Here is a 21,256-nt window from a genome sequence, read left to right on the forward strand (position 1 = left end):
CTAATCGATATGTATATCCGGTTCTATACCTAAACCCGCTCGAAGTGCAGGGTTCAGGGGAAGGCATGGAGCAATAGGCCGAATCTCATGCGACTTGAGGTTATTTGGCTAAAGGGTATAAACTGAAGTGAGGCTTTGTGAGAAGGAAGGGGGAAATATGGAACAGTTAGAGTTTTTCGTCGTACCTAGCCCCTGTATTGGGGTGTGCACTGTTGATGATAAAGGGTATTGCAACGGATGCATGCGTAAGCGAGAAGAACGCTTCACTTGGTTACAAATGACGCCAACGGAGCAGTTACACGTGATAAACCTTTGCCGCCAGCGCTATCGTCGTAAAATGGCAAAAAAGAAAGCGAATGTCAGCCAGTATAAGGATGACTCGGATCCGCAACAGACATTATTTTAGGCCCCATACATCACTTATCCACCCTCCAGCATGTTCATCAAAATGGCTGCCGCTAAAGCGGTGGTTCAATTCAGCATTTCTTTCCCTCTCTGGCTCATCGGTTAAAAGGTTATGGATATAATTTGCCATAGGATCATGAGGTTGCTGAGTTTTCGACGCAATTTCTTTGATTAGCTGTAGGCGATAAGTAGAGCTGGCTCTTTTCATCATTTCGTTCCGTGTTGTGACGTGGTTATCAAAACATAGGATTGTGTTATAGAGTAGTCAAGGCTGGGGAATTCGCTTTTTTTGCAGCTCTATTTGAGTTGGGAAATGAAATTGAAAGGAAAACAACAGTTAACTGTCAGGCGAACATTTTATGCAAGGATTCGCCATGTAAAAAAAGTCAGATTAAAAAATAAACTTGTGACATCGGCAATGTATCTTGAATTCTTTCTCAATCTGAATTGCAATCTGGGGAAGTGTGAGCATAGTTTCGCTAGTTTCAGGAAAGTGAGGATTTTAGTCGCTGCGTGTCCGTCATCCGTTCGTTGCACTGAACATTTAGTCACATTGAACATTTAGCTGTACTGAATATTTAGCTGCATTGAACATTTAGTTGCACTGAAAATTGTCAGCCAGTGAATTTAGTATTCGATGTCGGTATGCTAGATACGGTGAAAAGAGGCTGCGCTTGTCGAGAGAAAGCGCAGCCTATCATATTAGCCGTTTACTTTTTGATTGGAGCTTGGCAAGTGTCTTGGTTGATCATTTGGTCAACGACAAGCTGCCCTCGACTGTTACGCATCTGGACTCGGTAGCTAATTCCTACTTTGAGGTTGCGTTCGATATCCGGATTCACACAGTAGCTATTGACGGTGTCTTTTTGAATCTCTTGGAATGGCTTCGCCCCTTTGGCATCAGGGTTGTAGACCATAGAGATCTGGATAGTAGACCCCACAGCTTTTGCTTGCATAATGGTAAGCGGGCCGTATTCAATCGGGAGCTCTGAGCTCAGTACGCTCGCTCTGTTGCTGGCGATAAGCTCTAAACGTCGTTGCTGCTGCTCAGTATCCGAAGACGCGCAGCTCGTTAATGATAGCAGTGACGCAACAACAACGAAAATAAAGACGAGTTTTTTCATACTAAAATACTTTCTTGTATGGCTTAACGATCACTTTCGCGTAGACGCCTGCTGCTACGTATGGGTCTGTGTCAGCCCATGCTTGCGCATCAACTAAAGAATCAAACTGAGCAATAACGGTAGAGCCAGTAAAGCCCGCTTCTGCTGGGTTTTCTGAATCGATAGCGGGCATCGGGCCGGCTGTGAGTAGTCTTCCTTGTTGCTGTAGCTTTTCTAAACGTTCTAGGTGTTGAGGACGAACACTCATTCTTTTTTCAAGCGAATCTTCTACATCAGTTGAGAAAATGACGTACCACATAACGTTGAGCTCCCTTTGTTTGGCAATTGAAAATGTTTGGCAATTGAAAAGTGGATGATATCAAGTGATTACTAGCCTGATAGTTGCAGTAGAAGCTAGCATAACTTTGTATATTCAGACACGTTGTATATCAGAAACCTTGTATATCAGAAACAAGTTTGTGTCATATTACTGAATCACAGGCTTAGGTTTGCCATTTTCATCAATAGCGACGTAGTTAAATGTCGCTCGACAGACTTCATAACGCTCTTCTACGTGACCTTCGCGCACTGGCTTAACCCACACTTCAAGGTCAATAGACATAGACGTACGTCCAATTCGAGTGCATTCACCGTAACAGCAGACAACGTCGCCCACTTTAACGGGTTTTTCAAAGGTAATACTGGAAACGGATACCGTTACAATGCGGCCACGAGAAATTTCTTTCGCTAAGATCCCCCCAGCTAAATCGAGTTGGGACATGATCCAACCGCCAAAAATATCACCATTGGCGTTGGTGTCGGCTGGCATGGCAAGTGTTCTTAATAACATCTGCCCGCGTGGGGCATGGTTTTTCTGACTCATAATTTGATACCCAAAGGTGAGCCTAGCAAGGCGTAACTCACTGGGCTCACACATAAAAAATGGTTTTTGTTACTCGGATTGGCTGCTTTTAGGCAGGTATTTATAAATATATACCCCTGTTAGCAACGTAAAGGCAAATGTGGCTCCTAAAAGCCCGAACACCTTAAAGTTAACCCAAACATCTAAAGAGAGGTGATACGCAACGTAGATATTCACTACGGCGCAAACGACAAAAAAGGTCACCCACGCCCAGTTAATACGAGACCAAACATGGTCAGGTAAGGTGAGCTCTTTGCCGAGCATGCTTTTGATGGCCGACTTTCCAATCAAATGAGTGACGGTCAAGAAAACGGCGAATAACGCGTAGACGATCGTCACTTTCCATTTAATGAAGTTGTCGTTGTGCAAAAAGAGTGTCATTCCGCCAAAAACAGCCACCATCAAAAAAGTGATGAGTTGCATCTTTTCGACTTTCTTATAAAGGACATAGGTTAGGCAAACCTGTACTGCTGTGGCAGCAATCAGTGCGCCCGTTGCGACGTAGATGTCGAACATCTTGTATAAGACGAAGAAAATGATCAGTGGAATAAAGTCTAAAATTTGTTTCATTGCTTTGCTGTACATCAAGTTAGCGATAATGAGTAGTTTAACGAAAACCGAGCCAATACAAAACACCCGTCATAGCCTAAAAGTCTTTTTCTGTTTTTTTGCATCTTGTATGTACTACGTCTGCGTAAACGGGGGGCCTAAGCTGCGTAGTGATCAAGTTGACTCTTTTTCTATGACAGGTGAATGGTTTAACGTTCTAGAGACATTAAATCGGCTTTGGGAATTAAACCTTTAATATCTTCTAAGTAGCCTTCTTGACGCAGGTTATCTACCGTGTTTCTCAGTTCATCATCGCTCATTGAGAAACAGCTCGATTTACCTGTTATGACGCTAAGATATTGATGGTATTCCATTTCCGTAAAATGTCCGATTCGCTCAACGAGCAAGGATTTAATTCCATGATGGATAAGACCATAATAAGTGTGGCGGTGAATCTCCATGATCCTGACTCCTTCCATTGCTGATAGACAACATTTTGTCGCCTAATACACAGGGTCAATTATGCATAATCGGTGCCGCGCTCTTGTTTTTAGAAGGCTGTGTTTTACTTGGGCGGAGAAGGGCATTGATCACATTGATCAACGCTTCTTTTGATGTGGGTTTATCTAAGCGTGCATCCATGAGCTGATCAATTTTTTCTCGCTCTTTGGCACCCGACTCACCTGTTAAAGCGGCGATTGGTACGGTTGGCGATATTTCTCTGATCAAGCGACTGGCTTCGAAACCATCCATTTTGGGCATTTGAATGTCCATCAATACCAGATCAATTCGGTTGGCGCGGAAAATATCCACGGCGGCAGATCCATTATTGGCTAATATGACTTTTACACCAATTTGGTCAAGGTAGATTTTCACCAACGCTCTCTGCACTTCTTTATCATCGACGACTAAGATGACTTTCTCAGCATAATTGAGCTGGCTTGGCGGGCGTGCAGGCTGTGACGATATGCTTTCCGGTGCTGCTATATGGCTTTCCACCGGCTCGATCGTTTGCTTCTCATCACTGCTCACCGTGCTAGGAGACACCGACGGAAAGTAAAGACGAAACTCGGTAAACACGCCGACTTTAGATTCACATGAGATGCGACCGCCAAACGCGTGCATCACACGCTGGCAATAGCCGAGTCCTAACCCGCTGCCGCCATTTTTACTGTAAGAAAAGAAATCATCGAAAATCTTAGCGCGTATCTGAGGATCAATACCTGGGCCTGTATCGTGGAACACGACACAATTTTCATGGTGGTGTTGCTCAGTCGAAATATGGATTTCGCAATCGGGGTAAGAATCAAAATAGTAGAGCGAATTTCTAAGTAAGTTAAATAATACGAAGTTGAATAAGGTATCGTTAATTTTAGCTACAAACTCTTGCTCGTTCGAAATATGTATTCGAGATCTGTAGTGGTCGTTTTCAAAACCGTAGCGATTTAAAGAGTGTTCAATCGCCGTCATAATTGAACACGGCGATGCGGACTCTTTAGCAAGCGAAGAGTCGTTTACCTCACTTAAGATCATGTCAATTAACTGCCTACCTCGCTCTATCGCAGCGCTGCCTTTGTTTATTTCGTATAGCATTTCTCGGACAGATGCATCTCGATTTACTAAGCCTCTAAGTCCTTCAAATTGAAGTTGGGCTTGAGCGAGTGGATTTCTCATCTCATGGGCAATGGAGTTGGCGAGCGCTTGGGCTTCTGAAACTTTTCTGTCTGCGTTGATGTAACCTTGTACTTTAGATATTAAGTTTTGCAGCGCACGCACTTCTTCACTAGAAAATAGTGTCCCATCAATTTTATGCGGGGATACCAGTAGATGAGATAGGTTTCGGTTTCTATCGAATAAAGGCATAACTAAAGCCGTGTTCTCCGAGCGCATTTGTTCGTTTAGGGAGAGCAAATGTCCCTGAGAATTGGCTTGAGTGTCGTATAGTGCACTTTCCAATTCGTCAATCACTAGTATTGCGTTCGGGTGTGAAAAGTAGTCGAGATATGGTGAATTCTCTGCGCCATTACTTACCAACTGAACTCGGTCTTCGGGCAGCTTGAGAAGGTGGGAAAGCTTCTCAATGCCTGTTATCGTCGAAGCGCGGAATTCCTTTTCTAATGCGAGGATTTGTTCGACGGGAGCGAAATTAGTGCGATAAACAATTAGAGCGCTGAGCCTTTTGATGACTGCAGTAATATAGCCGCGGCTCGATTCTACGATAACAAAGAGTGAGACTATTACTGCCCATTGATAGTAGTTGTGTACAAGAGTGGTTAACGGACTAAATAATAGCGCGAATGATATCGCTGTTATTAGAATCATAACCAGTTTGTAGACAATATACCTCGAGCTGTAGAAACGAGATGTAACTAATGCATAGCCGACAAATAGCAATTCGCTGATAGAAAGCGCGGGAGGGAGCCACGCAAGAGAAAAATCATCGAAGAAAAACGTCATGGCGAGGTGAATTGCTGCGGTAGAAAGCATGAAAATTAGCATGCCTGTAACCATATAACTGTTTTTGGCTAAGTTGACTTTTATATTTTCCCCACGCTTATTGGTAAAGTTGTAGAGTGTTAATACAAACAAAAGTAGTAAAGCGTTAAAGAAGAATGGTGTGGCGGAGCCAAATTGAATGTAGAAGTCACCAGGTGAAATTATTGTGACATTACGTATTGTAAGGTTTGTTATAAGGTTTACATATATTGTGTAGGCGATGAATATAAATAATACAACTTTCTGCCAGTTGGCTACTGTTTTTTTCTTTTGGGTAGCAACAAGCTGACAGGAAAATAAAAAGGCTGAACCGAATGCGAAGCCAGATACTAAGTTAGCAAATCTAGCCATGTTGATCGCGGTTTGCTCTCCCCATGCAACCAAAAGTGGAACTTGAAAATAGAGGTTAGAAAGGATCCACGTTACTATAAAGCAAGAATAAATAATGTAGGTTATTTGATGGGGAAGAAATGCTTTTTTTGTTACAATCTTCACACTGTATATATAGTAATTTAGCCAAACAAATACAATGGCTGCACTTATTAACAGAATTGTAGCTTTTGGAAGGGAGCTCGATTCAGTAAGTAAATTATACATGAACTGTCTCTTGTTGTTCAATGTTTTTACTTAAGCTAACTAGACTCTTATACTGAGAGAAACGAATGCTCTCAAACTCTTTAGATAGGCATGACGTATTCCAGACTCCCTTATGAGTTGCTTGGCTTGCCCCATTTATATATTGGTAGCTGGTATTGAAATAACCTTTGGTCTGTAATCTAGAGTAGAACCTTAGCATTAATGGCTGCTCAATGATGGTTAGGCTGAACTTATAACCCATCTGTACAAGTTCTGCCATTAATCTTTTTTGAGCTAGGTACAGAAAATATACCCTCTGTCTAATAGAACCGCTCACTGTTAAACGAAGGACTTCACATAGGTGGCTGGTGTTATTTAATTTTTTTTGAAAGTCTTGTTCAAAATGTAAAACACTTTTGTATTTCATGTTAAGGGGAGGAGAAAAGAGCTCGGAGTTGTTTAGTATGTCGAGTCCGTCATTAGATAAATTTAGTTTCCATTGTGAATTTTGGAAAAAACTTTGGTAGCTCAGCCAATTATGTCTTTTTTCCCAACTTTGAATGAGTGCAGATGAAACTAAAATCGGATATTCGCTATCTTCCGTACAGGTGCTAAGGATAAAATGTTCTCCTGACTGTGACAGTTCCATACATATCAGCATTTCATACCATTGCTTTTGTCGAACAAATACATCTAGATTAATTAGGCTAATAGCATCACTTAATGTCATCGCAGAAGTATGATGTAGGGTGCTAAATAATCGCTTGTCGTTCTCTATATGTCCAACTATTTCAGATTGATAGGCATGATCATTATCAACTGTTAATTTCATCGGGGAGCAATGTGTCGGTGTTTTATACTTTTCTTTGAGAGAGTAAATGCTGAATTCGCACCAAAACTCGAGCCAATGAGGGGAATATTTTAAAGATAAAGATTCAATTACAGAGTAGATCTCAGGAGCGTGGGAGATCGGTTGTTTTGCTAATTCTCTATAGTTTTCATGTGAGAAAATAGTGGCTAAGTTACACGACTCGTAGTGGGGGGCACTCTGAATTATTTGTTTTCGTCGAGCGTTAAGTACCGTTGTAAAAATTGATGCCCCATGCTTTTGTACGTATTGGTCAAGTAGAGTGAAGAGTTCCTCTTTGCAATCGGTATGGATAAATTCATTGCAAAGTGAGTCGGACGTTTTAGGCAAGTTAAACATGGTTTTGATCTTATTATAAAATGATTATATGGATTGAGAAATGTTGCGTTGAGAGAGAGCAATCTAACATTTTAATGATAAAAATGACAGTTTTAGCACCGATGAAATGATTTTGTAGCCGAGGGAGTAGGTAAGTAAAATGAAGCATAAAGCTCCCACTCAACAGGATTTAGGCCTTATCGAGTGAGAGCCGTAGGAGAGGTGCTTAGCGCAATGTCGCTTGCTTCATTGCGGAGGTGAATTGTGAAAGCTTCTCGCGCATGGTCTCTGGAGACGTTAAGTTTTGTTCAATGATTTTGACAACAGCCGAACCGGAAATAGCACCCGCGGCGCCAGAAGCAAGCGCTTGCTTAACTTGCTCGGGCTCTGAGATGCCAAACCCTAGCAAGGCTGGTGGTGCATTGTATTGTTTGAGTTTGTTGAGCAGGTCTTGAATCGGCATGTTGGCTTTGGTTTCTGCGCCCGTCACTCCCGCCCGTGATAATAGGTAGGTGTATCCCTCGCTCAATTTCGCGACCGTTGCCAGCGCTTCATCGCTGGCAGATGGCGGTGCGATAAAGATAGAGTGTACATTGTGCTCTTTTGCCGCCTGATTAAACTCTTTGCTTTCATTGGTGGGTACATCGGCGATCAGCACGGAGTCCACGCCCGATTTGGCGCAGCGTTGGTAAAAATTGCCGATGCCGTTGGCGTACACAAGATTGGCGTAAACGAGTAAGCCAATCGGTAAATCAGGGTAGCGTTGGCGGATTTGGCTGATTAATTCGAAGCATATCGTTGGCGTCGTTCCAGCGTCCAAAGCGCGGATATTGGCGCCTTGAATCGTTGGGCCATCGGCAAGTGGATCGGAAAACGGTATGCCTAATTCTAATGCATCTGCGCCAGATTCAACTAGAGTAGACATGATCTCGAGTGACTGAGCTGGGCTAGGGTCGCCGATGGTAACAAAAGGGACAAAAGCGCCTTGGTTCTTTTCAGCTAGGCAATGAAATAGCGTTTGGTAGCGATCCATTATAGGCATCCTTTTTCTTCTAAAAGTTTGTGCACAGTGAAAATATCTTTATCACCTCGACCAGATAGGTTTACCACCAATAATTGCTCTTTTTCAGGTTCTTCATGGGCCAAACGCAAAGCATGAGCAAGGGCGTGGGAAGACTCTAACGCAGGAATGATTCCTTCGTTGCGCGCTAACGCTTGGAAGGCATCAAGCGCTTCATCGTCGGTGACGTTGCAATATTCGGCGCGGCCAGTTGCGTTCAGGTGTGCATGCTGAGGGCCAACGGATGGAAAGTCTAGCCCCGCAGAAACGGAATACGACTCTTCAATTTGTCCGTGCTCATCTTGCATTAATGGCGCTTTCATGCCAAAAAATATCCCTGTCGTCCCGTGCTTCAATGGCGCACCGTGCATTGGAGTATCGATCCCTTTTCCGCCGGGTTCTACGCCAATCAACCTTACTGATTTTTCTTCAATAAAGTCTGCGAACATGCCAATGGCGTTAGAACCGCCACCAACGCAGGCGATTACCGCATCTGGCAAGCGGCCTTCTCGAGCCAAAATTTGGTGTTTGGTTTCCTCACCAATCATACGTTGGAACTCACGTACAATAGTTGGGAAAGGGTGTGGACCCGCAGCGGTGCCAAGCAAGTAGTGGGCGCTTTCATAGCTACCAGACCAGTCGCGTAGTGCTTCATTACAAGCATCTTTCAGTGTGGCGGAGCCGGAGTGAACGGGAATAACTTCAGCGCCCATTAACTTCATACGAAATACGTTCGGGCTTTGGCGTTCTACATCTTTCGCACCCATATAAACTCGACACTTCAGCCCTAATAGAGCGCAGGCAAGGGCCGTTGCTACCCCATGTTGGCCAGCGCCTGTTTCGGCAATGATTTCGTTTTTTCCCATGCGTTTGGCCAGCAATGCTTGACCAAGCACTTGGTTGGTTTTGTGAGCGCCGCCATGCAGCAGATCTTCGCGCTTAAGGTAGATTTTTGTCTTAGTGCCTTTCGCGATATTGCGGGTGAGAGTTAGAGCGGTTGGGCGGCCTGCGTACTCTTGTAGCAGCCCCATAAACTCGGCCTGAAAATCTGGGTCGTCTTGGGCATCGATAAAAGCTTGCTCTAGTTGATCAAGAGCAGGGACAAGAATTTGAGGTACGAACTGGCCACCAAATTCACCGAAATAAGCGTCTAACTTTGACATAATATATAGAATCCTTAGTAGTCTCTCAGTGCCGCAAATACTTGCAGCAGCTTAGCTAAATCTTTTTGACCCGGGGCACTTTCCACTCCGGAATTAAAATCGAGGCCGATGCAGCCAAGTTGTGCTGCCTCATGTACATTGTGTGGTGCTAACCCTCCAGCCAACATGATGCTCTGCTTGTTGGTCAGTGCCTCATTTTCTAATAGTGACCAATCAAAGCTCTGGCCTGTTCCACCAAGCTGTTGGCCTACCTTAGCATCAAGTAGGTGGCGGTCGACATGGGTTTCGACGAGTGAAGGCAGGGAAGACTCGACAGGATAAGCTTTCCAAATTTCAATATGAGCGTCTAACTGACTGCGCACCTTTTCTATGTATGATAGATCTTCGTGGCCATGGAGCTGAATAGCGCTCAGTTGCAATCGATTTGCAACTCCCGCAACCTGTTCAATGCTCTGGTTTTGAAATACTCCCACATAGCCGAGTGGGGCAGATTGCATTATCGTGCTTGCAGTTTCTTCTGTGATGTAGCGTTTCGACTTCTCAGCAAAAATTAACCCACCAAATACTGCACCGGCTTGAAACGCGTTTTGGGCATCTTCAGGGCGAGTTAAACCGCACACCTTATTGTGCCCCAATGTCAGTTTTCGTACTGCTAACTCAAGATCATCTTCAGCCATGAGTGCACTGCCCACTAAAAAGCCGTCTGCGCAGGGGATAAGCTGTTTGACTTGCTGATGCGTGTAGATACCAGATTCCGAGATGATGATGGCATCGGGTGCTTGCTGCCTTACTTTTGGAGCTAGCGTCTCGGTTCGATTTAAATCAGTCGATAAGTCGCGTAAGTTGCGATTGTTGATACCAATGACTTTGGCTTTTAAGTCAACCGCTCGTTGCAGTTCCTGTTCATTACTGATCTCAGTTAAAACGCCCATACCTAGCTCGTGCGCGATTTGGGCGATGCCTCGATATTCCTCATCACTCAATACCGATAGCATCAGCAAAATCGCGTCGGCGCCGTAGTGTCGTGCGAGGTAAACTTGGTAGCTATCAATAACAAAATCTTTGCACAGAATAGGCTGGGTCGCGATTTTCCTAACTTGAGGTAAAAACTCAAAGTCGCCTTGGAAGTACTTTTCATCGGTTAGCACTGAGATAGCACTGGCATGGCGACTGTAAACGCCTGCGATATAATCCAAATTAAACTCTTTACGAATCAAGCCTTTTGAAGGGGATGCTTTTTTGCATTCCAGCAAGAAAGCAGTTTGATTCGGCTGAGATAGTGCGTGATAAAAATCGCGATCTGAGCGGCTTAACTCAGATTGGAAACTCTCCAAAGGTTGAGTGTTTTGTCTATTTTGCACCCAAATGCGCTTATCTTTGATTATATTGGCCAGTACTTCGGCCATTTCCGTGTCTTTAATCGATACGTGTTCAGAAAGCTGAGTCATGGTTAACCTCGTGTTGCCAGCTGTTGGACAAGCTCAAAAGCTTTACCAGAATTCATCGTTTCAATTGCTGCTTGAGTGTTTTGTTTGAGATCTTCATGGCCGAACAAACGCATTAACAGAGCAACATTGACCGCGACCGCACCCACTTGGGCAGGTGTTCCCTTGCCCGTTAAGATATCGGTAATGATGGCGCGGTTTTCTTCTGGTAGACCGCCTTCAATCGCTTTCAAAGGGTGGCGTTCTAGGCCAAAGTCTTCTGGAGTTAATGTATATTCGTATATTTGACCATCTTTGATTTCAGCCACTGTGGTTTCACCATGAATGGCGACTTCATCAAGGCCACTACCGTGGACGACCGCGGCGCGCTTCTTATTCATTTGCAGCAAGGTCTTTGCTATTGGGCTGACGAGCTCGGGGCTATAGACACCCATTAACTGGATATTAGGTTGCGCTGGATTGATAAGCGGGCCAAGAATATTAAAGATGGTGCGGGTTTTGAGCGCTTGACGAACTGGCATCGCGTGTCGAAAACCGCTGTGGTATTGAGGTGCAAACAAAAATGCTACACCAAGTTCATCTACAGCTTGACGAGTGTTTTCAGGGCTCATCGCAAGATCGATACCGAATGAGGCCAGCAAATCGGAGGAGCCAGACTTACTTGAGACACTGCGATTACCATGTTTGGCGATTTTCAGGCCGCAAGCCGCGGCGACAAATGCAGCTGTGGTAGAAATGTTGATGGTGTTGTGCCCATCTCCGCCCGTACCGACGATATCGGCAAAATCATAGCTAGGGCTTGGGAAAGGGGTGGCGTTGGCGACCAACGCTTTTGCCGCGCCAGCGATTTCATCTGGCGTTTCACCTTTCATTTTTAATGCGATGAGCGCCGCTGCCATTGGAACCTCATCGAGTTCACCACGGATAATACAGCCGAACAGTTGCTCACTTTCTTGCTCAGATAGCGCTTGTCCTTGATATAACTTGCTAATGATTGCTTCCATCTTCTTCTCTCCAAATTCTACGATTCTATGCGCTCAGTGGTTCTTGTTCGGCTAGCGCCCAGTTAATTGCGTTTGATAGTAGCGTCGCACCGTGTGTGGTCATGATGGACTCGGGATGGAATTGAAAGCCGCACACTTTATCTTGCTCATGGGCCACTGACATTACGAGACCATCGGCGATCGCGGTGACGGTTAAGCTGTCGGGAACTTGTGTTGCGACCAGCGAATGATATCTTGCGATAGCCATAGGCTGAGGTAATTTATCGTATACAGGGTGTGCTTGCGGAGACATCATAGAAACTTTGCCATGGACTATGTCGCCAGCGCCTTCAACCACGCCGCCATAGGATTCGATAATGGCTTGATGACCAAGGCAGATACCGATCATTGGCACTTTTCCTTTCAAATGCTGGATCACTTCAGGCATACAGCCTGCATCGGAAGGCTTTCCTGGCCCCGGTGAAAGCACCAGAACTGGGTTCGGCAGTTGAGATGCTGCTTCTTCAATGACATCGGCCTCGACACTATTTCGATAAATGGTTACTTGATGACCTAGAGTGCGGAACTGATCAACCAAGTTGTAGGTAAATGAGTCGAAGTTGTCGATAAAAATCATGTTTGCCATAATTGTTACTCCATATGGGCCGATTGAATGGCGGAAATAACCGCTTGCGCTTTGGCACGGGTTTCATCTGCCTCGGCTTGCGGCTCGGAGTCCAACACGACGCCAGCGCCAGCTTGAACTTGTGCAATGCCATTTTCTACATAGGCAGAGCGGATGACGATACAGGTATCAAGTGAGCCTTCACCCGTCAGATACCCAACTGCGCCACCATAGCTGCCTCGACGCGTTTTTTCTGTCTGACGGATAAGCTGCATCGCTCGAATTTTTGGTGCGCCCGTTAACGTGCCCATATTCATACTGGCTTGATAGGCGTGTAGAGCATCGAGATCACTCCTTAACTGGCCGACGACGCGAGAAACCAAATGCATTACGTGGCTGTAGCGAGCAACTTTAAGTAAATCGGCCAAGTGACGGGTGCCGGGCTGAGAAATTCTTGCCACATCGTTGCGTGCAAGATCCACCAACATCATATGTTCGGCATTTTCTTTTTTGTCGAGTCTCAGCTCTAGCTCGATACGCCCGTCTAAATCGAGATCAATTTGGCCATCTGAGGTTTTCCCGCGCGCTCGCGTGCCTGCGATGGGGTAGATCTCCACTTGATTGGTCGAGGTTTCATATTTGAGAGCACTTTCAGGCGAAGCGCCAAATAGCGTGAACAAACGATCCTGCATATAAAACATGTAAGGACTCGGGTTCTGAACCTTGAGCTTTTTGTATGCAGAAAGCGGAGATGGGCAGGCTAATGTGAATTTGCGCGATGGCACGACTTGGAATATGTCTCCTTGTACAACGTACTGCTTCAACGTAGTCACCGACTGGCAAAACTCGCTATCAGAGATATCCACCGAGACAGGAACGTTATTTAATCGTTCCGGGGTGGGTAAATCGGTAGGCGTATCGCATTGAGCAGCCAGCTCGGCAGTGCGGGCGAATATTTGTTCACGGATCGTCTGCGTGGGCTCAAACAAACTAGTCTGGATGTGGCTCGATTGTGTTTGGTGGTCGATGACCAGCAAGCTTTCTGCCACATAAAAGACGTAGTCAGGACAGCTATTTTCCGCAGTGACCTCTCCGATAGATTCGAAGTTCGCTACTAAGTCGTAGGCAAACAGACCACCGAGAAACAAAGCATGTTTATTGTGATCGCTAAGATCGAAACTGTGCTGAACTAGGCGTAAAGCATCAAAGGATGACGCTTGCTGTAGACGTGAGTCTTCATCGAGGCCACAATCGGGTTCGTTAAATCTTAGGGTTAGTGTCGGGCCTTTAACACTAAACGATGCATCGTTGCTAATATTGTGGACTAATACGTCGACTAATCTTTGGCCGTTATCACTCAGTGCCTCAAATACGATCTGCTGGCCGCGACACTCTATACGTACTGCCGCATCAACTAACAGCAAGCTCTGCAGGTTTTGTTTAGAGTCAATCTCAGCTGATTCAAGCAGTAAACTGTTGTTCTTTTTTCCACATAGAGTGTGGAATAACTGAGTGGGATCTTGTGAGTAGCGAACTGGCGTGTCGCTTACTTCGATACTGCCACTTTTTTTAATGGTAATGGCCTGATTCACAAGACCTCCTTTTTAAATGCGTTTGAGCCAATAAGTCGCTGAACATCATGGCATATTCTTTATTGTTCCCCAATTGGTAAAGCAGCAAATTGGGTGAGCAGTTGACTAATTGAGTCTGTTTGCTCAAGGCGTTGGTACTTCTGGGCGAATATAATGGTAAAAATGAAAAAGCCCGCTGGTGAGAGCGGGCTTAATGGAATATTTCTGAATTTCTAGAAATGCTCACAGGCCCGCCAACAACGTTGCCACATGCGCCACCCAACTACATTTGTAGCTAGTGTTGCAAGTTTAACGTTCGAAAATGTGGCAAAAGCTTGTAACATGTGAGGCCTTGAAATTACGTTCTCTTATTTCGTACTAGTTAACTAGTACGGAAGATGAAAGTCAACCTAAAATAGTTAAAATATGAAAATTGATTTACACAGCCATACCACGGCGTCCGATGGCCGGCTTTCTCCACAAGCGCTGATTGATCGAGCATTGTCGTTTGGCGTAGAAGTATTAGCGATCACTGATCACGATACGATAGAAGGGCTTGCTCCCGCTCATCAGTACATAGAGCAGCAACAGCTTCCTATTACCCTGCTTAATGGCATCGAGATATCGACGGTATGGCAAAATAAAGACATTCATATTGTCGGGTTGAATGTTGAGCCAGCCAACGATGAGCTGAGCAAGCTGATTGAGCAACAAAAACAGCGTCGAGCTGAGCGTGCGGCGTTGATGGCGTCCCGTCTGCAAAAAGCGACCAATGAAGAAGGTGTATTGGAAAAGGTACAACAGATCGCTGGCGAAGCTTCGATCACTCGTGCCCATTTCGCAAAATGGTTGGTTGATGCAGGCCATGCTAAAAATATGCAGCAGGTGTTTAAAAGATACCTCACCCGTAATAACCCAGGTTATGTTCCGCCTAGCTGGTGCTCAATGGAAGAAGCGGTTAATGCCATTCATGCCGCTGGCGGCAGAGCGGTGTTAGCTCATCCTGCGCGCTATCAGCTGACCGCTAAGTGGACGAAACGTCTAATCGGTGCGTTTGCTGAAGTGGGTGGGGACGCGATGGAAGTCGCCCAGCCTCAACAGGCGCAGCAAGAAAGACGCAATTTGGCCGACTATGCTATACAATACAAGCTATTAGCCTCTCAAGGGAGCGACTTCCATTATCCTTCTCCTTGGATGGAACTTGGCAGAAACCTTTGGTTGCCGTCTGGCGTAGAGCCAGTTTGGCAAGGGTGGCCTAATATTGATAATACTACTCGCGATATTGAGAAGACTACTCGCGAATCGTAATACATGCGGTATTCCGCTTTCGATCCAAGCATAAACACCGATGATCTGAACGTCGCGTATTTTAGTCTATATTAGAACGACTTGTGTGTTACAGCGAGTTAGAACAATTAGATTGCATTTGAGCAATAAGAGTCAATGACTCGACAATGAGGAACAAACAATGAGTCAGTTTTTTTATGTCCACCCAGAAAACCCGCAGGCGCGTTTGATTACTCAAGCCGTGGCTATTGTGCGTAATGGCGGCGTTATTGTGTACCCAACCGACTCTGGGTATGCGCTAGGTTGTCAGCTAGAAAATAAACAGGCGTTAGAGCGAATTTGTAAGATCCGCCGATTAGATGACAAACATAACTTTACTTTGATGTGTCGCGATTTATCTGAGCTTTCGTTGTACGCACGCGTTGAAAACTCAGCGTTTCGTTTGTTGAAAAGCCATACTCCTGGGCCATACACTTTTATCTTTAAAGGGACCAAAGAGGTGCCGCGCCGCTTGATGAATGCTAAGCGTAAGACCATAGGTATTCGTGTGCCAGACAACCAAATTGCTTTAGATTTATTGGAAGCGATGGGTGAGCCTTTGATGTCAACGTCGTTGATCTTGCCGGGTAATGCGCATACGGAATCTGATCCAGAAGATATCCGCGACCAATTAGAACATGCAGTCGATTGTATTTTAAATGGTGGTTATCTAGGAGAGCAGCCGACGACGGTCATCGACTTCAGTGAAGGCGAGCCAGTTGTGGCACGTGCAGGCGCTGGAGATACAACTCCGTTTGAATAAATCGGATGATTTTTTGTCATTAGTTTGGCATAATGTGCGCCCGCGATATTAAGGTCGCAATTCTATTCGACGTCTGTGAAGACGACAACTATTAGGTAGTCAAATGAGCGAAAAGTTACAGAAGGTTCTAGCCCGTGCCGGTTATGGTTCACGTAGAGAGCTAGAAACCCTGATCAAATCTGGCCGTGTCAGTGTTAACGGTGTGGTTGCTAAGTTGGGCGAGCGCCTAGAAGATGAGAACGCGACTGTGCGTCTTGATGGTCATCAGGTTGCGACCAAAACTTCCGAAGATATGGTATGCCGTGTATTGGCTTACTACAAACCGGAAGGAGAGCTCTGTACTCGTAATGACCCTGAAGGTCGCCGTACTGTTTTTGATCGCTTGCCTAAGATTCGTGGGTCACGCTGGGTTTCTGTTGGTCGTCTTGATGCCAATACTTCTGGTCTTCTTCTGTTTACAACTGATGGTGAATTGGCGAACCGTTTGATGCACCCAAGCCGTCAAGTTGAGCGTGAATATTTGGTACGTGTTTTCGGCGAAGTGAATGAGCAGAAAGTTAAGAACGTTGTAAAAGGCGTTGAACTTGAAGACGGTATGGCTCGTTTTGAAGACGTTGTTTACGCGGGCGGAGAAGGGATGAACCACACCTTCTACGTTGCGATCAACGAAGGCCGTAACCGAGAAGTTCGTCGTCTGTGGGAATCACAAGATACCACGGTAAGCCGTTTGAAGCGTGTTCGCTATGGCGATATCTATCTCGATAAAAAACTGCCACGTGGTGGATGGGTTGAGCTGGATCTTAAGGAAGTGAACTACCTACGTGAGTTGGTAGAACTTCGCCCTGAGAAGCAAACTATGCTGGATGAGTCGAAGGAAAGTACTTCTCGCCAACGTGAGCGTTCTCGTAGTCAAAAGATCCGTCGCGCGGTGAAACGCCATGAAGAGCGAGTAAGCACCCCGAAAGGTCGTAGCAACCAAGCGCCGAAAGGTCGTAGCGATCAAGCACCGAAAGGTCGTAGCGATCAAGCACCGAAAGGTCGTGGTAATCAAGCACCGAAAGGTCGTGGTAATCAAGCACCGAAAGGTCGTGGCAATCCATCAGCGAAGCGTACGCCATCAACTAGACAAAAAGTTTAGTAGCACAAAACGAATTGCAAAAGATTACTAACAAAGCCCGAGCCTATTTATAGTCTCGGGCTTTGTTTTATTTTGTGTATATTGTCTACACGTACCCTGTGTTTGTATCCAGTTTTGTCGCGATTTCCCCTTTCCACAAGTGTTTATATTCTTTTATGATGGTTTTTTGGCCGTTCTTCTTTAACTTTCTGATAAATATATGAAAAAGTGATACTCTGGCTTTGATTAAATGTGTGGTAAAAGGAAATTGGACATGGCTGTCGGGCCCCATCAAATATATCAATCAGTGATGCATGCGATTAAAGTTAGAATCCGAGTTGTCGACTCTAAATTGGCAAGCTCTGAGCAGTTCCCTTCATCATTAGATACAGAGTTATGTTTCTTACCAATTAGAAAAATAGTCGAGCAAAGCGTTATATCTAAGGAAAGATTATGTCGATAACATCAGGGATATCGTTATTTTTAGCGATGCTTCTATCTGCTGCCATTCCAGGGCCAAGTGTCTTAGCCGTTGTGTCTAGGTCTTTGACTTATGGCTGGAAACAAGGTTTGTTAGTCGTGATAGGAGTGTTACTTGCCGATTACATATTTATTTCTCTGGCTTTGTCAGGTTTATCTGCGGTTGCAAGTATGATGGGTGAATTTTCCACAGTAATAAAATATGTAGGGATTACTTATCTCTTTTGGTTGGCTTATATCACTTGGACTTCCAATGTTTGTGAAACATCGGCACCCACTCCTGATAAAGGAGTAAAAACCTCAAATGTGATTGTAGGTATGTTAATGACCTTAGCCAATCCTAAAGCAATATTGTTTTACATGGGCTTCTTTCCCGCATTTATTGATTTACAATCAGTTTCTATATCCGATGTAGTGATGATATTTGCCATTTCAACACTTTCTGTGGGCGGTGTATTAAGCATTTATGCTTGTATGGCGTCGAAGAGTAGCTTTGTATTTCAAGGGCAGAAAGCCAAGAAATTACTTAATAAGCTTTCTGGCGGTTTTTTAGCAACTTGCGGGGTTTTGTTGGCGACAAAGACCTAACAAGAGACTCAAAAGGACAAATAACAGTTAGTTTTTGTTCCTTCGTCACTTAGTTTAACCAACTGATATTTGCCTCATGTCTCTTGGGTGCCTTAGTTTGTGGAAATGAATGAAGTATTTTATCCAATACAAGTATGCTTTTTCTGTTTTGAGACTGTAGCCTCGCATTCGCATTTGTCGTCGGATTTCGTCTAAAAACTTGCTTGCCATCTTTACTTCCTTCTTTCTGTATATCTATACAGTTTATTAAGTTTGAATGTGGTTTTAGTATGGAAATGGCTTGTTTTGTCGGAAGTTATAGCTCGTTTTCATATGATGGTGAAATAAAAAACAAGGTTAATATGCTTTGTTTTTTATAGAGTTATGATAGATTGATTGAAAGTTAGGCCGGCGATAAAACGAGCCGGCCTGTTATTAAGAATGTTATATTATTTAGGAAGGTAAGTAGTGAAAACGGATAATCAAGAAATTAAATCCTTAATCAATGATATAACGATTTCAGCACGGGAAATGCTTGGCAATAGATGTATGTCGGTATATCTAATGGGTAGCCTTGCTAGAGGTGGATTTAGTGAGGTGGCAAGCGACATTGATATGGGGATAATTCTTAGTGGAACGCCACAAGAAAATGATTTCTCCATCATTGAAGAAATTCAAGCTAACGTAGTTGCAAACTACCCCCAGATAGATAATAACGTATCAATCTTCTGGGGCACTATAGAATCAATTAATGGTGTGACTGATGTCGGGCGTTACCCTCCATTCGATCGGCTCGATTTAATCGATCACGCTTTACTTCTATCGGGGATCGAAGTTAGAGATCAATTAATTAGACCTACGAAAGAAGAGCTAGAAGTTGCTAGCGCAGAGTTTTCTATTGATTACCTAGGAAGCAATGAAAGGATCAACGAGTTCTTAAACTGTGAGCTTATAACAAATAAGGGTGCGGTTTACGTTACAAAAACGGTTCTTTTCCCTGCTAGATTTATTTATCTTGCAAAAACTGGTGAAATTGCCGGCAATGATGTTTCCTATCGATACTATATTGATAATTTTTCTGGAAGTGATGCAGAGCTTGTGAATAGCGGATATCAGTGGAGGCTTAATTCGCTTCCTGAGGACCTTGATGCAGTTACTAAAACGATCAGTAATGGCCTCATTAAGCTATATCATAATTTCATTGATATCTATGTAGAGCAAATGGACTCATGTGGACAGATTGAGTTGAAATCTAACCTAATTCACTGGAAACAGAATATAACAAGGCCATCAATTTGACCGCTTTACGCTACGCTTCAGCGGCAAATTATGGCGGCGTTAGCTGCCTTACGGAGTATCAAAGTTGAGTTCTACGGAAATAATTACGGCTATTAAAGATATCGCTCTCTCTGGTGCGGCGATAACAACTGCTACAGTAGCCATTTTAGGCTTAAAAAGTTGGAGTAGAGAGCTAAAAGGTAAAGCTGAGTTTGAGGTTGGTAGAGCATTAATTTTGGCTACATACAAACTCAGAGATGAATTGAAATATGCTCGTTCACCTTGGATTTCTAGTCACGAATTTCCTGATGACTATCCTAGGAATTCAAACGAAAGAACACCAGAAATTGAAGCCAATGCTTATGCACATATTTACTCTAAGCGTTGGAAGCCTGTTGCCGAAGCAATCCAAGAATTTGAAACCCAAGCATTGGAAGGAGAAGCTCTCTGGGGTAAACCCATGCGAGATAAGACCAATGAAATGAAACAATGTGCAAGACACTTACAGGTTTCTATTGATGCTTTCATTTACAATAAAGCGGAAGACGGTGAAAGTTTTAAAAATGATCGTGAATTTGGTAAATCAGTCCAATCTGATGTGTGGGCTGCGAATGATGATACAAATAAGCTAACAATTAAAATATCTAATGCTGTGGAAGCATTAGAGGAAGAAATAAGGCCGCATTTAAAGCGCAGCTAACAAGCGCATTAAGTAAGGTGTATTATGCAATAGCCTAAATCAGCTCTAGGAATAGCTCGACGGTCGGCTTGAGCTCATTAATTTATCTAGCTGTGTTTGGGCTTTTTTCGAGTTTTCTAGGTCAACAACTTCTATCATTTCACATTCATCTCTAACCATCTCATTGATAAGGCTAGGGTAATGGCGACAATCTTCTGGCCTGTCTAGATAAATGCTACAGGTAAACTTATCTTTTTCTTGCGGGGAGGACTTTGGTGCAAGCCCTAAGAATGGGCAGTGATCTAATTGTTCTCTTGTTTCCGGGTCAAACCAAATTTTCCCATCTTTCACATACTCAAAGATGTCAGGGTTAAATAGCTCCCATAGGTCTATCTCTTCCTGAGTAGCAGCTAAATCACCATTTCCATACTTGATACAGCATTTGCCACATTGGTTACAGTCTTTCATGGTGGTTTCTTAGAGTTTTTTGATTATTGTTTCAGTGTACCACTAATCATCAATATAGCCCTGAACTTGCTTTGGGAGTTTGCATATAACAAAGCGTTTAAGACGGATTCCCAACGCTCGGCATTTTCGGTTAGATTTATCTTTAGTGTTTACGGCACAATGGTTTAGGTAAGGTGGTTTGCGTTGCTCATCACTTAACGTGGCGTTACTTATCCATACTTAAGCGGCTCTTCTCCGGTTTCCTGAGCTTGATTACTTCATAACAGCATGATTATTACGTTAACTTAGAATGCTCATTTATCTTATAAATCATGTGGATAATATGCCTTCCTTATCTTCTACTTTGTTTCGCTTTAAAGGACAGTGTGTAGAGTCACTTTCAATAGGCGATGATTCCCAGTCAGTCATCGTTCGTTGTCGTAGAGACAAGCGTTTTAAGGTCAAAGAGCCTGGAACGCAAACACCCTGTACCGTCGATCACTATATTCGAAGGC

Annotated in this window: 22 protein-coding genes and 2 pseudogenes; 8 read left to right on the top strand and 16 right to left on the bottom strand. The window is 44.1% G+C overall.

What is annotated here, in order from left to right:
- Positions 1 to 157 precede the first annotated feature (157 nt).
- A complete protein-coding gene (locus tag L4C34_RS19135) occupies positions 158 to 406 on the top strand; it encodes a DUF1289 domain-containing protein (RefSeq protein ID WP_428790926.1) in 249 nt (82 codons plus the stop codon).
- On the opposite strand, the gene L4C34_RS19140 is transcribed toward L4C34_RS19135, so the two are convergent.
- The 14 genes from L4C34_RS19140 to L4C34_RS19205 all read right to left on the bottom strand — a co-directional run bounded on the left by L4C34_RS19140 (position 398) and on the right by L4C34_RS19205 (position 14,105).
- Entirely contained in the window at positions 398 to 613 is a 216-nt protein-coding gene (locus tag L4C34_RS19140; protein ID WP_428790948.1) for a hypothetical protein, read from the bottom strand. The genes L4C34_RS19135 and L4C34_RS19140 overlap by 9 nt on opposite strands.
- 502 nt (positions 614 to 1,115) lie before the next feature.
- A complete protein-coding gene (locus L4C34_RS19145; protein ID WP_428790927.1) occupies positions 1,116 to 1,529 on the bottom strand; it encodes a GspS/AspS pilotin family protein in 414 nt (137 codons plus the stop codon).
- A 1-nt stretch (position 1,530) separates the two neighbouring features.
- Positions 1,531 to 1,827 (bottom strand): YciI family protein, encoded by a 297-nt coding sequence (locus L4C34_RS19150; RefSeq protein ID WP_428790928.1) that lies wholly within the window; start codon positions 1,825 to 1,827, stop codon positions 1,531 to 1,533.
- 168 nt (positions 1,828 to 1,995) lie between these two features.
- On the bottom strand, positions 1,996 to 2,391 hold the full coding sequence (yciA, locus tag L4C34_RS19155; protein ID WP_428790929.1) for an acyl-CoA thioester hydrolase YciA: 396 nt from the start codon (positions 2,389 to 2,391) through the stop codon (positions 1,996 to 1,998).
- 69 nt (positions 2,392 to 2,460) lie between these two features.
- The gene (locus L4C34_RS19160) at positions 2,461 to 3,000 is read right to left on the bottom strand and encodes a septation protein A (RefSeq protein WP_428790930.1); all 540 of its coding nucleotides are present in this window, start codon (positions 2,998 to 3,000) and stop codon (positions 2,461 to 2,463) included.
- 188 nt (positions 3,001 to 3,188) lie between these two features.
- The gene (locus L4C34_RS19165; RefSeq protein WP_428790931.1) at positions 3,189 to 3,440 is read right to left on the bottom strand and encodes a hypothetical protein; all 252 of its coding nucleotides are present in this window, start codon (positions 3,438 to 3,440) and stop codon (positions 3,189 to 3,191) included.
- A gap of 55 nt (positions 3,441 to 3,495) precedes the next feature.
- Positions 3,496 to 5,826: a response regulator gene (locus L4C34_RS19170; protein ID WP_428790932.1), complete on the bottom strand. Its 2,331-nt coding sequence runs from the start codon at positions 5,824 to 5,826 to the stop codon at positions 3,496 to 3,498.
- Between the two features lie 238 nt (positions 5,827 to 6,064).
- Positions 6,065 to 7,258: an acyl-homoserine-lactone synthase gene (locus L4C34_RS19175; RefSeq protein WP_428790933.1), complete on the bottom strand. Its 1,194-nt coding sequence runs from the start codon at positions 7,256 to 7,258 to the stop codon at positions 6,065 to 6,067.
- A 205-nt stretch (positions 7,259 to 7,463) separates the two neighbouring features.
- Positions 7,464 to 8,270, bottom strand: a complete 807-nt coding sequence (gene trpA / locus L4C34_RS19180; RefSeq protein ID WP_428790934.1) for a tryptophan synthase subunit alpha — start codon at positions 8,268 to 8,270, stop codon at positions 7,464 to 7,466.
- On the bottom strand, positions 8,270 to 9,460 hold the full coding sequence (trpB, locus tag L4C34_RS19185; protein ID WP_428790935.1) for a tryptophan synthase subunit beta: 1,191 nt from the start codon (positions 9,458 to 9,460) through the stop codon (positions 8,270 to 8,272). The genes trpA and trpB overlap by 1 nt, the downstream gene beginning before the upstream one ends.
- A gap of 14 nt (positions 9,461 to 9,474) precedes the next feature.
- Positions 9,475 to 10,908 carry a bifunctional indole-3-glycerol-phosphate synthase TrpC/phosphoribosylanthranilate isomerase TrpF gene (gene trpCF, locus L4C34_RS19190; protein WP_428790936.1) on the bottom strand — a complete coding sequence of 478 codons (1,434 nt, stop codon included), beginning with the start codon at positions 10,906 to 10,908 and terminating at the stop codon, positions 9,475 to 9,477.
- Between the two features lie 2 nt (positions 10,909 to 10,910).
- Positions 10,911 to 11,909 carry an anthranilate phosphoribosyltransferase gene (gene trpD, locus L4C34_RS19195; protein ID WP_428790937.1) on the bottom strand — a complete coding sequence of 333 codons (999 nt, stop codon included), beginning with the start codon at positions 11,907 to 11,909 and terminating at the stop codon, positions 10,911 to 10,913.
- Positions 11,910 to 11,934: 25 nt separating this feature from the next.
- Complete coding sequence (locus L4C34_RS19200; protein ID WP_428790938.1) at positions 11,935 to 12,534, bottom strand: aminodeoxychorismate/anthranilate synthase component II; 600 nt, start codon at positions 12,532 to 12,534, stop codon at positions 11,935 to 11,937.
- 5 nt (positions 12,535 to 12,539) lie between these two features.
- Entirely contained in the window at positions 12,540 to 14,105 is a 1,566-nt protein-coding gene (locus tag L4C34_RS19205) for an anthranilate synthase component 1 (protein ID WP_428790939.1), read from the bottom strand.
- A 405-nt stretch (positions 14,106 to 14,510) separates the two neighbouring features.
- Between L4C34_RS19205 and rnm the strand changes: the two genes are divergently transcribed.
- The 4 genes from rnm (at position 14,511) to L4C34_RS19225 (ending at position 18,358) form a co-directional block, all read left to right on the top strand.
- Complete coding sequence (rnm, locus tag L4C34_RS19210) at positions 14,511 to 15,392, top strand: RNase RNM (protein ID WP_428790940.1); 882 nt, start codon at positions 14,511 to 14,513, stop codon at positions 15,390 to 15,392.
- Between the two features lie 160 nt (positions 15,393 to 15,552).
- On the top strand, positions 15,553 to 16,173 hold the full coding sequence (locus L4C34_RS19215; protein WP_428790941.1) for an L-threonylcarbamoyladenylate synthase: 621 nt from the start codon (positions 15,553 to 15,555) through the stop codon (positions 16,171 to 16,173).
- A 103-nt stretch (positions 16,174 to 16,276) separates the two neighbouring features.
- Positions 16,277 to 17,311: a 23S rRNA pseudouridine(2605) synthase RluB gene (rluB, locus tag L4C34_RS19220; protein WP_428790942.1), complete on the top strand. Its 1,035-nt coding sequence runs from the start codon at positions 16,277 to 16,279 to the stop codon at positions 17,309 to 17,311.
- Positions 17,312 to 17,743: 432 nt separating this feature from the next.
- Positions 17,744 to 18,358, top strand: a complete 615-nt coding sequence (locus tag L4C34_RS19225; protein WP_428790943.1) for a LysE family translocator — start codon at positions 17,744 to 17,746, stop codon at positions 18,356 to 18,358.
- A 75-nt stretch (positions 18,359 to 18,433) separates the two neighbouring features.
- Here L4C34_RS19225 and L4C34_RS19230 read toward each other — a convergent pair.
- Positions 18,434 to 18,568: pseudogene (locus L4C34_RS19230) on the bottom strand (phage integrase N-terminal SAM-like domain-containing protein); the annotation flags it as partial.
- A gap of 237 nt (positions 18,569 to 18,805) precedes the next feature.
- Here L4C34_RS19230 and L4C34_RS19235 point away from each other — a divergent pair.
- Entirely contained in the window at positions 18,806 to 19,636 is an 831-nt protein-coding gene (locus L4C34_RS19235; RefSeq protein ID WP_428790944.1) for a hypothetical protein, read from the top strand.
- A gap of 64 nt (positions 19,637 to 19,700) precedes the next feature.
- Positions 19,701 to 20,315: a hypothetical protein gene (locus tag L4C34_RS19240; protein WP_428790945.1), complete on the top strand. Its 615-nt coding sequence runs from the start codon at positions 19,701 to 19,703 to the stop codon at positions 20,313 to 20,315.
- Between the two features lie 45 nt (positions 20,316 to 20,360).
- Here the strand turns inward: L4C34_RS19240 and L4C34_RS19245 are convergent, their stop codons facing one another.
- Positions 20,361 to 20,762, bottom strand: a complete 402-nt coding sequence (locus L4C34_RS19245) for a YkgJ family cysteine cluster protein (RefSeq protein WP_428790946.1) — start codon at positions 20,760 to 20,762, stop codon at positions 20,361 to 20,363.
- Positions 20,763 to 21,084: 322 nt separating this feature from the next.
- Between L4C34_RS19245 and L4C34_RS19250 the strand changes: the two are divergent.
- Positions 21,085 to 21,256: pseudogene (locus L4C34_RS19250) on the top strand (ISL3 family transposase); the annotation flags it as partial.

The sequence above is a fragment of the Vibrio profundum genome (assembly GCF_050337555.1).
Taxonomy (GTDB): Bacteria; Pseudomonadota; Gammaproteobacteria; order Enterobacterales; family Vibrionaceae; genus Vibrio; species Vibrio profundum.

Bases quoted from the DNA above. Each gene is read 5' to 3' on its own strand.
- L4C34_RS19170 (WP_428790932.1), bottom strand. From the start codon at position 5,826: ATGGCTAGATTTGCTAACTTAGTATCTGGCTTCGCATTCGGTTCAGCC.
- L4C34_RS19145 (WP_428790927.1), bottom strand. From the start codon at position 1,529: ATGAAAAAACTCGTCTTTATTTTCGTTGTTGTTGCGTCACTGCTATCA.
- trpB (WP_428790935.1), bottom strand. From the start codon at position 9,460: ATGTCAAAGTTAGACGCTTATTTCGGTGAATTTGGTGGCCAGTTCGTA.
- rnm (WP_428790940.1), top strand. From the start codon at position 14,511: ATGAAAATTGATTTACACAGCCATACCACGGCGTCCGATGGCCGGCTT.
- yciA (WP_428790929.1), bottom strand. From the start codon at position 2,391: ATGAGTCAGAAAAACCATGCCCCACGCGGGCAGATGTTATTAAGAACA.
- L4C34_RS19150 (WP_428790928.1), bottom strand. From the start codon at position 1,827: ATGTGGTACGTCATTTTCTCAACTGATGTAGAAGATTCGCTTGAAAAA.
- L4C34_RS19160 (WP_428790930.1), bottom strand. From the start codon at position 3,000: ATGAAACAAATTTTAGACTTTATTCCACTGATCATTTTCTTCGTCTTA.
- L4C34_RS19225 (WP_428790943.1), top strand. From the start codon at position 17,744: ATGTCGATAACATCAGGGATATCGTTATTTTTAGCGATGCTTCTATCT.
- L4C34_RS19175 (WP_428790933.1), bottom strand. From the start codon at position 7,258: ATGTTTAACTTGCCTAAAACGTCCGACTCACTTTGCAATGAATTTATC.
- trpD (WP_428790937.1), bottom strand. From the start codon at position 11,909: ATGGAAGCAATCATTAGCAAGTTATATCAAGGACAAGCGCTATCTGAG.
- L4C34_RS19140 (WP_428790948.1), bottom strand. From the start codon at position 613: ATGAAAAGAGCCAGCTCTACTTATCGCCTACAGCTAATCAAAGAAATT.
- L4C34_RS19135 (WP_428790926.1), top strand. From the start codon at position 158: ATGGAACAGTTAGAGTTTTTCGTCGTACCTAGCCCCTGTATTGGGGTG.
- trpCF (WP_428790936.1), bottom strand. From the start codon at position 10,908: ATGACTCAGCTTTCTGAACACGTATCGATTAAAGACACGGAAATGGCC.
- L4C34_RS19200 (WP_428790938.1), bottom strand. From the start codon at position 12,534: ATGGCAAACATGATTTTTATCGACAACTTCGACTCATTTACCTACAAC.
- L4C34_RS19215 (WP_428790941.1), top strand. From the start codon at position 15,553: ATGAGTCAGTTTTTTTATGTCCACCCAGAAAACCCGCAGGCGCGTTTG.
- rluB (WP_428790942.1), top strand. From the start codon at position 16,277: ATGAGCGAAAAGTTACAGAAGGTTCTAGCCCGTGCCGGTTATGGTTCA.
- L4C34_RS19245 (WP_428790946.1), bottom strand. From the start codon at position 20,762: ATGAAAGACTGTAACCAATGTGGCAAATGCTGTATCAAGTATGGAAAT.
- L4C34_RS19165 (WP_428790931.1), bottom strand. From the start codon at position 3,440: ATGGAGATTCACCGCCACACTTATTATGGTCTTATCCATCATGGAATT.
- trpA (WP_428790934.1), bottom strand. From the start codon at position 8,270: ATGGATCGCTACCAAACGCTATTTCATTGCCTAGCTGAAAAGAACCAA.